Origin of the sequence: uncultured Porphyromonas sp. (assembly GCF_915070105.1) — a bacterium.
In the GTDB taxonomy this organism is placed as follows: Bacteria; Bacteroidota; Bacteroidia; order Bacteroidales; family Porphyromonadaceae; genus Porphyromonas.
Window position 1 is genome coordinate 1 of sequence record NZ_CAJZFJ010000058.1, and the last position, 14297, is coordinate 14297.

At 53.4% G+C, this 14297-nt stretch carries 11 protein-coding genes; 3 read left to right on the forward strand and 8 right to left on the reverse strand.

Annotation, left to right across the window (positions count from 1 at the left end; translation table 11 throughout):
• Window positions 1-912, forward strand: a 912-nt coding sequence (locus QZ554_RS06510; protein WP_297195186.1) for an ATP-binding cassette domain-containing protein, incomplete at its 5' end; no start/stop codon positions are given.
• Complete coding sequence (locus tag QZ554_RS06515; RefSeq protein WP_297195188.1) at window positions 905-2188, forward strand: ABC transporter permease; 1284 nt, start codon at window positions 905-907, stop codon at window positions 2186-2188. The genes QZ554_RS06510 and QZ554_RS06515, both read left to right, overlap by 8 nt.
• A 130-nt stretch (window positions 2189-2318) precedes the next feature.
• On the opposite strand, the gene QZ554_RS06520 is transcribed toward QZ554_RS06515, so the two are convergent.
• From QZ554_RS06520 to QZ554_RS06535, 4 genes are read right to left on the reverse strand one after another with little or no spacing between them, the layout of a single operon-like run.
• Window positions 2319-3737 carry a Gfo/Idh/MocA family oxidoreductase gene (locus QZ554_RS06520; RefSeq protein WP_297195191.1) on the reverse strand — a complete coding sequence of 473 codons (1419 nt, stop codon included), beginning with the start codon at window positions 3735-3737 and terminating at the stop codon, window positions 2319-2321.
• Window positions 3738-3789: 52 nt separating this feature from the next.
• Window positions 3790-5376: a peptide chain release factor 3 gene (locus tag QZ554_RS06525; protein WP_297195193.1), complete on the reverse strand. Its 1587-nt coding sequence runs from the start codon at window positions 5374-5376 to the stop codon at window positions 3790-3792.
• A gap of 7 nt (window positions 5377-5383) precedes the next feature.
• Complete coding sequence (locus QZ554_RS06530) at window positions 5384-5929, reverse strand: DUF4924 family protein (protein ID WP_297195195.1); 546 nt, start codon at window positions 5927-5929, stop codon at window positions 5384-5386.
• Window positions 5930-5946: 17 nt separating this feature from the next.
• Entirely contained in the window at window positions 5947-7194 is a 1248-nt protein-coding gene (locus QZ554_RS06535) for a nucleotide pyrophosphatase/phosphodiesterase family protein (RefSeq protein WP_297195197.1), read from the reverse strand.
• An 810-nt stretch (window positions 7195-8004) separates the two neighbouring features.
• On the opposite strand from QZ554_RS06535, the gene QZ554_RS06540 reads away from it, so the two are divergent.
• The gene (locus QZ554_RS06540; protein ID WP_297195199.1) at window positions 8005-9687 is read left to right on the forward strand and encodes an AMP-binding protein; all 1683 of its coding nucleotides are present in this window, start codon (window positions 8005-8007) and stop codon (window positions 9685-9687) included.
• Window positions 9688-9773: 86 nt separating this feature from the next.
• Here QZ554_RS06540 and bioB read toward each other — a convergent pair whose 3' ends face one another.
• The 4 genes from bioB to QZ554_RS06560 are packed head-to-tail and all read right to left on the reverse strand — an operon-like array spanning window position 9774 to window position 13945.
• Window positions 9774-10766, reverse strand: coding sequence for a biotin synthase BioB (gene bioB, locus QZ554_RS06545; RefSeq protein ID WP_297195201.1), 993 nt, complete (start codon window positions 10764-10766; stop codon window positions 9774-9776).
• Between the two features lie 55 nt (window positions 10767-10821).
• Complete coding sequence (locus QZ554_RS06550) at window positions 10822-11208, reverse strand: hypothetical protein (RefSeq protein WP_297195202.1); 387 nt, start codon at window positions 11206-11208, stop codon at window positions 10822-10824.
• 20 nt (window positions 11209-11228) lie between these two features.
• Window positions 11229-12788: a peptide MFS transporter gene (locus QZ554_RS06555; RefSeq protein WP_297195203.1), complete on the reverse strand. Its 1560-nt coding sequence runs from the start codon at window positions 12786-12788 to the stop codon at window positions 11229-11231.
• Window positions 12789-12844: 56 nt separating this feature from the next.
• Window positions 12845-13945: a DUF4831 family protein gene (locus tag QZ554_RS06560; protein WP_297195205.1), complete on the reverse strand. Its 1101-nt coding sequence runs from the start codon at window positions 13943-13945 to the stop codon at window positions 12845-12847.
• Window positions 13946-14297: the final 352 nt, after the last annotated feature.

Sequence of the window (14297 nt, forward strand, 5' to 3'; positions counted from 1 at the left end):
CTGGAAGTAAAAGATGTAAGCAAGCACTATGCTACACACACCGCACTAGATCAAGTCTCGCTCCAGGTGGAGGAGGGACAGATCTTCGGTCTGCTAGGACCTAACGGAGCAGGGAAAAGCTCGCTCATCCGTATCATCAACCGCATCACAGCCCCTGATAGTGGAGAGGTACTCCTCGAGAGTAAGCCCATCCAAGAGAGCGACCTTCGCCATATAGGCTATCTCCCCGAGGAGCGAGGTCTATACCCAAAGATGAAGGTCGGGGAGCAAGCGATCTACCTCTCCCGCCTCAAAGGGCTGACCAAGCAGGAGGCCGAGAAACGTGTTCGCAAGTGGTTCGAGCATCTCGACATCCTACCCTGGTGGGGGAAGAAGGTAGAGGAGCTATCCAAGGGGATGCAGCAGAAGGTACAGTTCATCTGCACCGTCATCCACGAGCCCAAGCTTCTGATCTTCGATGAGCCCTTCAGTGGGTTCGACCCCGTAAATGCCGAGACCCTCAAGCAGGAGATCCTTCGCCTCAGGGACAGCGGGACGACCCTCATCCTATCGACGCACAATATGCAGAGTGTCGAGGAGCTATGTGATAGCATTACCCTGATAGACCGCTCGCACGTAGTCCTCTCAGGACGGACGGAGGAGATCCGCCGAGCCCACAGCAAGGGGACAGCACGTATCACCTATGATGGGACACTAACGCCAGAGGAGCTAGCGAGACTCGCTCCGATCGAGCACGAGCAGACCCAGAGGGGAGGAATGCTTCGTCTATCCCTCTCGGAGGATGAAGACCTACGACACACTCTGGCACAGCTCCCCACGGGGATCAAGGTCCAGCATGCAGAGCGTGAATACCCCTCGATGCACGAAATCTTCCTACAAACCGTACAAGTGACTCCACAGGAACATGAATAATCTAAGACTAGTCATCGAGCGTGAGTTCTACTCACGTGTGCGCAAGCGTTCATTTTGGATCATGACGCTACTCTTCCCCTTCCTCATGCTAGCAGTGGGGGTCGTCCCCATTCTCTTGGCTCATGATGGGATGGATATCCAGCGGGTAGCAGTGATTGACCACACAGGGAAGTATCTAAAGCTCTTCCAGGATAGCCAAGCCTACTCCTTCGTTGCAGCTGACCGCCCCATAAGCGAATACAAGGGTGAGAACCATCCAGAGGAGATCACAGCCATACTTGAGATCCGCCAAGACCTACTTGACGACCCCAGTGCGATAAGCCTCTTCTCCTTCAAGCAACTCCCCCGAGGCCTAGAGACCTATATCAACACTACCCTCTCCAACTACCTCACAGATCAGAAGATCGCCTCCTTCCAGATCCCCGAACTCAAGGAGGCTATCCAGCAGAGCAGGGTCACGATCGCAGTGACGACCTACAAGTGGAACGAGGAGGGCGATGCCACCACCGCCTCCAGCTCCATGGCATCAGCTCTCGGTATGGGACTGACATTCCTCAGCTATATCTTCATCATGACCTACGGCGGTATGGTACTCCAGGGTGTCCAGGAGGAGAAGAAGAGTAGGATACTAGAGATCATGGTCTCCTCAGTACGACCTATGGACATGATGATGGGCAAGATCATAGGTATTGGTCTAGCCGGTGTCGTGCAGATCATCGTCTGGGTGGTGCTACTCACCTTAGGGAGTACCGGCCTACAGTTCTTCCTCGGTGTAAATACATCAGAGGCCACAGGAGCTATGTCCGCTGGAGGTACTACAGAGCTCATCCAAGGGCTACGGGCACTTAGCGGGATCAACTTCACGATGATCATCGTCTGCTTCATCCTCTTCTTTATCGGAGGCTATCTCTTCTATGCCTCTATCCTAGCAGCCCTGAGTGCAACGGTCTCCTCGGACGAGGACAGCTCGCAGCTGATGCTCCCGATGGTGCTTATCATGGTCTTCTCTATCTATGCAGGACTCGCTAGTGCTGATAACCCTGATGGGAGCCTTGCCTTCTGGTGCTCGATCCTCCCCATTACCTCACCTATTGTGATGATGGTGCGCTTACCCTTCGAGGTACCCATCTGGCAGATCGCACTGAGCCTCATCTTACTCTATCTCTCCTTCGTCGGTACGAGCTACTTCGGGGGCAAGATTTACCGAGTAGGCATCCTGATGTATGGGAAGAAACCTTCTGTAAAGGAGCTCCTTCGCTGGATGCGCTATAAGTAAGGTTCAGCCTATCACGCTCCCCTCCCCCCACAGACAAGGGAGACTCCGAAGAGGATAGCAAAGAAATAGAGCAGGCGACGCCCCCTAATCGGGAAGCGTCGCCTGCTCTATTTATAATCTTACCTAAGGGTTACTTAGCGAAGTGTAGCTGTAGCCCGATGATGCGATCCCATGCACCACGAGTGAAGTCGGGCATAGCGACGGGAGCAGAGTTATTCTGCAGCGACAGACTGGTGAGCTCACCGATGGAAGACCACTCAGCTAGGTCATATACGTCCATATCGAGAGGTAGTCCCTTCTGTAGGCAGTAGATTAGACGATAGTCCATGATGAAGTCCATCCCACCATGACCACCGACCGTCTTAGCCTTCTCTGCGATCTCCTTCTGGATAGGATGCTGGTACTTCTCCATGAGATACTTCTTCGTCTCTGGGCTCACGAAGTCGTGGCTCTTGAGGTCCTCATGGTTAGGGACAGCAGCCTTTGCTTCCTCTGTAGGACGCAGGCAGTAGCCTTCAGAGGGGTACTTGTTGGCAAAGCCATCGGTACCGATGACCTGATAGAGGCGGTTGTAGGGGCGGTAGGAGGTGACGTTGTGCTCGAGGTAGATGGTCTTCCCCTTGGCCGTCTTGATGAGGGTCTGGGTCATCTCTCCGTTCTTGACGACAGGGTTCTTGATCCCCATTTCCTTCTCCATGAAGCGAGGTAGTGACGTAGCTGGGACATCCATAGCAGTCAGGTACTGCATACGGTCACCACGATGGATATTGAGTACCCAACATGCTGGGCCTAGGCCATGAGTGGCATAGATATCGCCACGGAAGTCTTCGTTGGCCTTCAGACGCCAGTTGCCTTCATAGTACTTCCAGAAGGGCTCGAGATTGTGAATATAGGCTCCCTTCGTGCTGAGGACTTCACCGAAGAGTCCCTGCTGAGCCATATTCAGTGTAGTGAGCTCGAAGAAGTCGTAGACACAGTTCTCCAGCATCATGCAGTGACGCTGAGTACGCTCTGCGGTATTGACCACATCCCAAGCTTCCTTGAGGGTCATCACTGCAGGTACTTCACAGGCTACGTGCTTACCCTTGTTCATAGCGTAGATCATCATCTCGGCATGGTGTCTCCAGTCGGTAGCGATGTAGACGAGGTCAATATCGTCACGATCGCAGAGTGCCTTCCAGGCATCCTCCTTACCGCTATAGCTAGCAGCCTCGGGGAGGCCAGCCTTGGAGAGGATCTTCTGAGCCTTCTCTACACGCTCTGGGTGGAGGTCACAGAGGGCCTTAATCTCTACCCCGTCGAGGTGGGTGAAGCGCTCCACAGCACCTGGGCCACGCATCCCGAGACCAATAAAGCCTACACGGACGATAGGTATAGGAGCATGTCGTAGACCGAGGACGTCCTTCTGTCCCGCAGGACGCTTGGGGACATTCGTCTGGATGACATAGCTCTGAGGCGTTCTCTTAGCTACCTTCTTGCTCTGTGCATGTAGAGCTCCGAAGGCAAAGGTTGCCACAAGGGCAATGGACAATAACTTGATTGTCTTCATGAGTAAATTGGTTAGTGAATATTACGGATAGTTATTATTCTATATCATGTGATCAGCCACCGAACTCCGAGGTGAAGTGGAAGCGGATCTTCGGGAAGTCCTGCTGTGCCATCATCAGTACATAGCCAGAGTCGGCTAGATAGACATCTCTACCCGCCAAGTCCTTAGCCATATACTGCGCCTTACGACGCTTGAAGTTCTCCAGCTCCGCAGGATCATCAGACTCGATCCAGCAGGCCTTATGCAGGCTAATAGGCTCCCAGCGGCAAGCTGCTCCGTACTCATGCAGTAGGCGATACTGAATGACCTCAAACTGGAGTTGCCCTACAGTACCGATGATTTTGCGCCCATTGAACTGATTGACGAAGAGCTGTGCGACTCCCTCTCCCATGAGCTGGTCAATACCCTTAGCGAGCTGCTTGGTCTTCATCGGGTCTTCGTTCTCGATGTACTTAAAGAGCTCGGGAGAGAAGCTGGGTAGGCCCCGGAAATGTAGATCCTCCCCTGCTGTGAGGGTATCCCCGATACGGAAGTTACCCGTATCAGGTAGCCCAATAATATCTCCAGCAAAGGCCTCGTCTACCGTCTCCTTCTTCTGAGCCATGAAGGCTGTCGGGCTACTAAACTTAAGCGTCTTGCCGAGCCTAATATGCCGGTAAGCGGCATTGCGCTCAAATCTCCCAGAGCATATCTTGACGAAGGCTATACAACTGCGGTGGTTGGGATCCATATTCGCATGGATCTTGAAGACGAAGCCTGTGAAGGCAGGCTCGTAGGGTGAGACTTCTCGCTCCTCTGCCTGTACAGGACGAGGAGAGGGAGCTATCTCGATGAAGCAGTTGAGGAGCTCCTGCACACCGAAGTTATTCAGAGCCGAGCCAAAGAAGACGGGGGCAAGGTCTCCCCCTAGGTATTCATTCTGGTCAAAGGCTGGGTAGACTCCGTCTACGAGCTCGAGGTCTAGTCGGAGCTTCTCGGCCTGCTCGGGGGAGACATGCTCCTCGAGCTCAGGAGAGTATACATCCGTGAGGGTAATCGTCTCGGTGATACGCTGCTTGTCTGGAGTAAAGAGGTTCAGAGCCCCTTCATAGATGTTATATACCCCACGGAAGCGCTGTCCCATATCGATGGGCCAAGAGAGAGGGCGGACACGCACCTGGAGCTCGGCCTCGATCTCATCAAGGAGCTCAAAGGGATCACGTCCCTCACGGTCCATCTTATTGATGAAGACCATGACAGGCGTCTTGCGCATACGACAGACCTCCATGAGACGGCGTGTCTGAGCCTCTACCCCCTTAGCTCCGTCGATCACTATGATGACGCTATCGACAGCTGTCAGGGTACGGAAGGTATCCTCTGCGAAGTCCTGGTGTCCAGGGGTATCTAGGATGTTGATCTTGTAGTCACGATACTCGAAGCCCATGACTGAGGTGGCGACGGAGATACCACGTTGCTTCTCAATCTCCATCCAGTCACTGGTAGCGGTCTTCTTGATCTTATTACTCTTGACTGCCCCAGCCACGTGTATAGCGCCACCAAAGAGGAGGAGCTTCTCGGTCAGGGTCGTCTTCCCAGCATCGGGGTGACTGATGATGGCGAAGGTTCGCCGCTGGTCTATCTCTGCTTTGTACTCGTTCATTTAGTCTCTAGTTTGGAGCAGTCTCTGCTTCGTGCTCGAGGTTGTACCTATGGGCTAGCATAGCTAGGAAGGCACTTATTTGTTTCATTGATTTCTGTGTCTCGGGGCTAACCTCTTTCCCTTGGAGGGAGAGCGTAATGTAGCCATATAGGGCATTGAGACAGGTCTCTATATCCCCTTCATCGGTCTTAGCTCCCTTAGCACGTAGCTGGATAAGTGCTGGGAGTATCTGGAATTGTAGCCCCGAGTAGATGTAGTCATCGGGATTGCTAGCGAGCCTTCGGTGTAGCTCCTCTAGCTGCAGCAGGACGACACAATTGATATCTAGGTGCCCCTCTTCTTGCTTCCCCTCAATGCGCATCATATCGATGAGCTCATCGTACCAAGAGCGGATAGCCGATAGCTCAGCCTCTGTCCCCTGGTAACGAGGTAGGATGAGTCGCTCTACCCCCTCAGGGGAGATCCCTGCTGCTCGGATGAGATCCTCGACCTGCCACATATAGAGGAGATACTCGATGATGTTCTCTCTACGCTTCTTTTGGGCAACAAACATGGTGATGGGATACGCTACTACTTGAGTAGAGACTGTGCGAGTGTCTCATCTGCATCATGGTGATGAGGCTGTAGCCCGAGGATCTTGCAGACGAGTGGATAGAGGGTGATGTTGGGGATCGGTTCGCTTACCTTACGACCAGCCTGGAAGTGTGGGCCTACGGCCTTGAAGACAGCGAACATCTCAGGATGCTTGTTGTCAAAGCCATGACCTGCTGCAAGGAAGGACTTGGGGGTACCCTCTGGACGGAAGAATATCTGTGTCCCAAGGTCAGCTAGCACGACGAGCTCTCCGATACGAGGGCTACTGCCGAAGTGGAGGCGTTCGGGGAGCTCACCCTTGCGATAGACAGTGATGTGAGGCACTTTCTTCAGGATCTGATAAGCCTTCTCTGTATAGCCAGCCTTCGGATAGAGATGGGTGAAAGGGCCTGTCGCCACATGCTCAAAGCTATCTAAGGGGAGATAATCAGCTAGATTTACTGTCTTGGTCTTGTCGTAGGAAGCCATCCCGTGATCGGAGACCAGAATGAAGTCTACCTGCTTGTGTATGTCGAGGGCTGCCAGACGATCCCTAAAGTAGCCTATGACCGAGTCCATGCGCTCCACCATACGGAGAGTCTTAGGAGACTCGGGACTCTCATGATGCCCTGTATGGTCGGGCTCCTCGATATACCACATGATGAGATTGGGGCGGTCAGCCTTGGGGAGCTGTAGCCAAGAGAGCACAGAGTCTGCACGATCTGTATAGGGTACCTTATCGTTGAACTTCTTCCAGCGGTCTGGATGGAAGCCACCTATAGCGGTCTCACTACCTACCCAAAAGAAACTAGCAGACTTCATCCCATGGCGACGAGCTACGTTCCATAGCGGCTCCCCCTTGTAGAAGGCTGGATCCTCGACAGCCGAGCGGTCACCTAGGCGATAGTGCGCTCCACGCTCATCCCAGAACTCATTCCCCACGAGCCCATGATTATTCGGATAGAGTCCCGTGGCCATCGCATAATGATTCGGGAAAGTAAGGCTCGGATAGGAGGGGCGGAAGCGTCCCGATAGCCCCTCTGCATCCATCTTATCTAGGTTGGGGGTATGGGCACGCTGCTGGTAGTCGGCACGAAATCCGTCTAGGGACAAGATGACGACATAGCGATCATGGTGGGGGGAGGGAGCTGCACCAGTGCTCTTAGTCTTGCCCATCATACCACAGCCGAAGCTGAGCGCCATGAGCATAAGTACGCTACACAGGGTAGATATACTTGATTTCATTATCTCGGATAGTTCTTAATAAGCCTGTTCGTAAACACCCAATAATTATGGTCACCTTGTAGTAAACAAGGGACTTGAATCGACACAAAGATAGCAAAAAAGACCTGCACCTGCCGCCCTTATCACCTCTCTGCTATCTAGGAGACTGCCTTTCCCAAGAGATCACCAATGGAGATAGCTACACGCTGCAGCCTAACATACAGACAGGACACCAGATCCCCCCTACACTAGAGGGACAAGCTACCCTCTATATTCTCAAGGGAGGGGACATCCCTTCGCCCCATCCATTCCATGTTTATAGGAAAATGAGTCCTTAATATATAAGGTAAAGCGATGGGCAGGGACACACCAGGGCTGAGGCATGAAATCACGAGAGGCTGAGAGCAAAGTGGTCGAGAAGCCTACACTCAAGACAAGAGCATCCGCTCCCTAGGCCTAGATATACCATGGCTACACCTACTAACTAGGAGGGAAAAGTGTACACGTGTGTACACTGTTGTGTACTCATGTGTACACTACTGTATACACGCATGTACACAACTTCGCTCTAAGTATGTCCCCTTTAGGGTACTCTCCTATGGGCATTCCCCATAGCTAATACTAGGCATTCCAGAGATATGGTTAAGCCACCCTAGGACATGAAGTAATACCACTAAAGAGCTAAAAGGTAGAAAATACCCCCCGAGAAATCACGTGTCAGCCCTCAGGTATACGTAGGGAAATAGGGAGAAAACGCTATCTTTGCACAGATTTCAATTTATGTGCAACCCAAGGGGGTACAGCACGACAGCTAGTGACGAATAAACAATCATGATAGATAAGAACATCATTGCGCTCCTAGAGGATAGCTTCAAGAAGCACTGGGATCTACCCGCTGTCTCCAACTATGAGGGACGTGACTACACCTACGGACAGATGTGCGAGGCCATCGAGAAGTGGCACCTATTCTTCGCCGCTCGTGGACTCCAGCATGGTGATAAGGTCGCCCTAATGGGTAAGGATACAGCCGAGTGGTCGATCTTCTTCCTTGCAGTCATCACCTACGGCTGCGTGATCGTACCGATCCTGCAGGACTTCCCTCCACGGGATGCCATGCAGATCATCGGTCACTCCGAGGCCAAGCTCCTAGGTATTACCCCTAATCTATGGAGCAATATGAGCCCAGAGGGAGTACCTGCTATCTCGGTCGTCCTTGACTTCCAGGATCGGGCTGTACTCTACGCTACGGAGCAGGAAGAGGTACAGAAGCAGCTGGAGGCAGTAGACCAAGAGTTCGCCCTACGCTTCCCTAAGGGGATGCAGCCCGAGGACGTACACTACTACCACATCCCCAATAGTGAGCTACTCGTACTGAACTATACCTCAGGGACGACGGGCTTCAGCAAGGGTGTTATGCTCTCGGGGAATAACTTCGCAGGCAACCTCGTCTTCTGTATGCCACGCGACATCATTCGCCCCAGGGAGCGTCTACTCTGCTTCCTGCCTATGGCGCATGTGTACAGCTGTATGATCAACCTCTTCCTGGCCCTAGCCAGTGGCACACACGTCGTGATCCTAGGTAAGGTACCCTCTCCGAAGATCCTAGGAGTAGCCTTCAAGAAGGTACGCCCCCACGTGATCATCTCCGTCCCGTTGGTACTGGAGAAGATCTACCAGAATACCCTACAGCCCATCCTCAAGAGCCCCAAGGTACGCTTCATGCTATCCCTACCTATCCTACGTGACATCGTCTATCGTAAGATAAAGGCTCAGCTCTCTGAAGGGCTCGGAGGAGAGTTCCGCCAAGTCATCGTCGGCGGAGCAGCTCTCAACCCCGAGGTTGGAGCCTTCCTCAAGCGTATCGGCTTCCCCATCACCGTGGGTTATGGAATGACAGAGTGTGCTCCTCTCATCTCCTTTATCGAGGCTGAGCACTGGCGTCTGCGCTCCTGTGGGCGTGTACTTCACCCCTACATGGAGGCTCGTATCGCTCCCCTAGACGAGGATCATCAGCACAACGTAGGTCAGGTAGAGGATCAGATAGGTGAGATCCAGGTACGTGGAGAGAATGTGTGCATGGGCTACTTCAAGAACCCAGAGCAGACAGCCTCACTCTTCACCGAAGATGGCTGGATGCGCACCGGAGACCTAGGCACTATGGACAGCGACCACTACCTCTATATCCGTGGTCGCTCTAAGGCAATGCTCCTAGGCCCCAACGGGCAGAACATCTATCCCGAGGAGATTGAGACCAAGATCGGGCTACTTCCCTATGTACAAGAGAGCCTCGTACTAATGCGTGAAGGTAAGCTAGAGGCTGTGATCGTACCTAACCAGCAGCTCATCGAAGAGGCAGGGATGACCCTCGAGGAGGGATGGCACCTGATACAAGGGCTTAGGTCGAAGCTCAATGAGCAGCTCGGTAGCTACGAGAAGATCCAACACTTCGAGCTCCGCACCACCCCCTTCGAGAAGACTCCGAAGCAGAGCATCCGACGCTACCTATACAAGTAGCCTCCACTTCCAATAAGACCAAGGGCGACACGCTCCCACTTGTGGGGAGCATGTCGCCCTTGACTATTGCTAGACCTATGAGGCCTCTAGTGGTCGTACTGCACCTCCCAGTCTACAGGGCGGTTCTCCTTGCCACACTCGGCTATCATAGCCATATCCTCTCGGGCTTGTCTACCGATGGTCGTCAAGAGATCCCCCGTGATAGCGGAGTTAATACCGATATAGATCGCCCTACGCTGAGTCTCGGGACTTAGCTGGGCACGCCCCCCAGAGAAGCGAAGGAAGGCACGAGGGTTCACTAGCCTAAAGACTGCGATCGCCGATAGGACCTCATCCTCCGTGAGTGGTGTAGAGTGTCCGAGGGGAGTCCCCTCAATCGGCTGTAGGATGTTGATCGGAATGCTCTCTGATCCCAGACGCTTGAGATAGAATGCCAGCTCCACTCTCTGCTGGAGACTCTCCCCCATTCCGATGATCCCTCCGCAGCAGATACGCATACCCACCTGTCGGGCTGCCTGGAGTGTCGCCTCCTTATCCTGCTGGGTATGTGTCGTACAGAGCTCAGCGAAGTAGCTAGGGGCAGTCTCCATATTGCAGTGATAGGTAGTGACTCCACTATCGAAGAGCTTCTGTAGCTGCCCTTGGTTGAGAAGCCCAAGGGAGGCACAGCACTTCAGCGAAGGCTCTGCCCTCTTGATCGCGCGATAGCTGATGGAGATAAGGTCTATCTCTCGGTCGGTCTGCCTGCGCCCACTGGCCACGAGGGAGAAGCGTCCGATACCCTGCTTGTGGTTATAGCGAGCCTGAGCTACACACTCGCTCGGGGAGACGAGGGCATAGCGCTCTGCCGAGGTCGCATAGTGACCACTCTGGGCGCACCACTTGCAGTCCTCGGGACAGTTGCCACTCTTAGCATTGATGATCGAGCAGGTGTCGAAGGCATTACCTAGGAAGTGCTCCGTGACCTCATGGGCCGCTTCGTAGAGCTCTGCACGATCGCCTCGGATGAGGAGCTCTAGGGCTTCGTCCTCTGTGAGGTCACCACCAGCGAGTATCCGTGCCTTGATTTCTTGGATCATGGATATGTGAAGATGTCGATATGAGATGAGTATGAATAATATATACGAGGAAGCCTCACGAAGCCATCGGTAGACACCGAGGCTTCGTGAGGCTTCTTTGCTTGTGTTCCTCCCTGAGGGGGAGGTGATGTGCTGGAGCTACCGGAGCTATGTAGGCAGTAGAGCAGAGTAGAAGCAGATGCTCTCTCAGCTCGGCCTGTAGCCCATCCTCCTCGTAGGGTTCACCTTGGGTAGAGGGGACATTTAATCCCTCTCGTGTATCACCACTACGATGAGCTAGGAGTCCAATGCACTTGCCAGCGAGACGCTCTGTGACGCTCGTGGCGAGGTGTCCTATAGTGACGTTGTGGCTTAGGCTATGGAAGACGGCTGCCCGACTTCGTGTCCAGCGACGAAAGCGAAGTCGGGAGACCGTCCTTACATGTTGTCCTTGACCCAACATCTGCTATAGGGGAGGTGATCTTACTTAGCTACACGCTCTAGCCACTTGACCATCGCAAGCATCGTAATCATAGAGGCTGCGCAAGCCCCAACAAAGACGAGCCAGCAGGCCCACAGAGGAACGTTCAGGTAGAGGATACCACCGATGAAGAGGAGGGAGTTCCCCACAGCTGTAGCTGCGAGCCAGCAACCCTGCATCACACCCTGCAGATGAGGAGGTGCGACCTTCGAGACGAAGGAGAGACCTAGAGGAGAGATGAAGAGCTCAGCCACCGTCAGGATGAAGTACATACCGACCATGACAAAGGGCGTAATACGCATAGCCTCCTTAGCAGACTCATCCATTGCTGATAGGGCTTCCTTACCAGGCAGAGCCATAGAGCAAGCCATGAGGAAGATATAGGCCGAAGCAGCGATACCCATACCGATAGCGATCTTACGGGGAGCAGAGGGCTCCTTGCCCTTGGCATTGAGTCTACCGAAGATGAACATAACGATCGGCGTGAGTAGCACCACGAAGATGGGGTTCACAGCCTGGAAGATCTCTGCACCCTTGATCTGCGTGAAGCCTAGGTCAATATTGATCACACTTAGGTCTACGTAGTCACGGGCAAAGTAAGTCAGAGAGTATCCGTTCTGGTGGAAGGACATCCAGAAGAAGATCACAACAGCGAACACAGCGAAGAGCGCATAGATACGCTGCTTGATCTCGGCAGCCCCCATCTTGACCTCTTCCTTAGAGATCTGCTTATCACCATCCTGTACCACAGTCTTGGTCCCAGGGTTAGGGAAGCGAGACTTATTCACGACGAAGATCACAAGTGATACAAGGATCATCACGATAGCTGCAGCAAAGGCGTAGTGGAAGCCCCGGCTGAAGACATCCAGATAGCGATTGACGAACTCTCCGAGATCAGAGAAGGACTGGCCTGCTAGGGACACCTTACCAGAGAGTGCCTGGAGGTTGTCAAGCGCCTGCTGTGGCATAGCCGCACCCTCCTTGAGATACTGGTGACATAGTGCAGGTAGGTCACCATTGTAGTCGAAGCCATTGGTCTTGAGCCACCAGTTACGTATCCCTACAGCCATGAAGGGTGCGAAGATCCCCCCGATGTTGATGAACATGTAGAAGATCTGGAAGCCAGCGTCACGTACCTTAGAGTAGATAGGGTCATCATACATCTGACCGACGAGCGCCTGGAGGTTCCCCTTGAATAGACCATTACCAAAGGCGATGACCGCTAGTCCGAGACAGGAGATAGAGAGATAGAGACCTAGGCTAGGCACGGGGGTCGGAGTGGGTATGGCGATGATCATATAGCCAATAGCCATGACGACGAGACCCATGAGGATCGTCCCCTTGTAGTTCTTTGTTCGGTCAGCGATGATCCCCCCTACTAGGGCTAGTAGGTAGATGGAGGCATAGAAGGCCGAGTAGATGTACCCTGTGACGTCCTCCGAGAGGCCGAACTTGGCCGAGATGAAGAGCGTCAAGATCGCCATCATGATGTAGAAGCCGAAGCGCTCTCCCATGTTGGCGAGAGAGGCTGCGAGCAATCCCTTAGGATGATTTTTGAACATAGAGTTGGTAAGTTGTTAGGAGGTGAGTATTGTTGGTGAGTTAATCCTCTGTATGACTATTCCTGACGAATATTCAGGATCGCACCTGTCCGTGTGTCTAGGTAGACAGCTGTCGGCTGTGCTGGTGTTAGGCTAAACATCTTCGGGGCAAGCGCCTGCTGCGTACCCAGCTGTGTGAGGGGGAGCTTCTCTGAGGCCAGCTTACGACCCTCATAGGTAAGGGTCAGCAGAGCCTCTCCTGGGAGGTTGTAGACGACACTTCCCTCGAGCTGCTTGTCCTTCTTGCGTTGCTCCTTCTCTCCGAGGGGCTCGGCACGCTCTGTTGCCTGCAGGGAGAGCAGGACTGGTGCACCGCTCAGATCATCTCGTCCCACGAGCCCACCGAGCTCAGAGAAGCGAGCAATGACGACATCCCGTGCATCCTCTCCCGTAGGATCGTAGATGAAGGCATAGGTCATCACACGCTCCGTCGTATCACCGAGGAAGAGGCGCTGTGTCCTGCGCTCCTCGGTACGTAGACGATCTAGGACGAGACGCATGGACTCGCCGTCCTTCGGCATATTGTCTACCGACCCCGTGAGGATATTCATCGCACTCTCTCGTACCTCATAGAGGTAGTTCGCAGCGATCTCGGCCTGCTTGGACTTGGTCCCAGCCTGCGCATATTCACGGGGGAGGGAGGGGAGCGCCTTGTCAGCCACCTTCTGCTCTATGGCTTGACCGAGGGGCAGGTGGTGTGGGGAGCTCTCCTCGCTCGGATCAGTATTGCCGTTGATGGAATAGAGTATTCCCCTATCCGTCAGCTTGACGAAGGGTGCCGTGCTCTTCTTATCGAAGACGATGAGATACTGCTTCGTCGTGTCAGGCTGACCGAGGATACGTAGCGTGGAGCCAGTGATCTCGTAGGTCCTCGTAGGCTCTGCACTTGCCTTTTGGCTTAGATATTTATCTGCATAGCTAGATAGCACTCCGGGGGTATAGGTGCGCTCACGCACGGAGATGACGATCTGCACCTTGGTCTCAGGGAGTCTATAGACTATACCATAGTCGGTCTCCTTCGTCACGTCATAGCGTTTGACCTTACTCTGAGCATTGAGCCCAGCCTGCACGAGACAGAGGCAACCTAGGACTAAAAGGGAGCGTTCGAATCGAATCATGAATACCTAATATGTTATATAGAGCTTGATCTCTTAGGACAAAACTACTAAAAACTACACGGATGGTCAAGCCCTTAGCACCCTTACCCCGTAATAATACTCCATCTGTCCTCTTTATACCCTCTGTCATTAGGGACTTAATAAGCACCTCTGGAGATCAAGATACCGCCAACTCTAGCCCCTCATCACGCGCGCGTACATTTTACGATATATACAGGAGTCGCATGGCAGAACAAGCATCCGTCACTTGCCCTCAGGGCTGACGCATGGAATCACTATAGTGCGAGGGCAAGGTCCTCAAGGAGCATACGCCGAAGATAGAAGTATCCGTGTCCTAGTCTAGATATGCCAA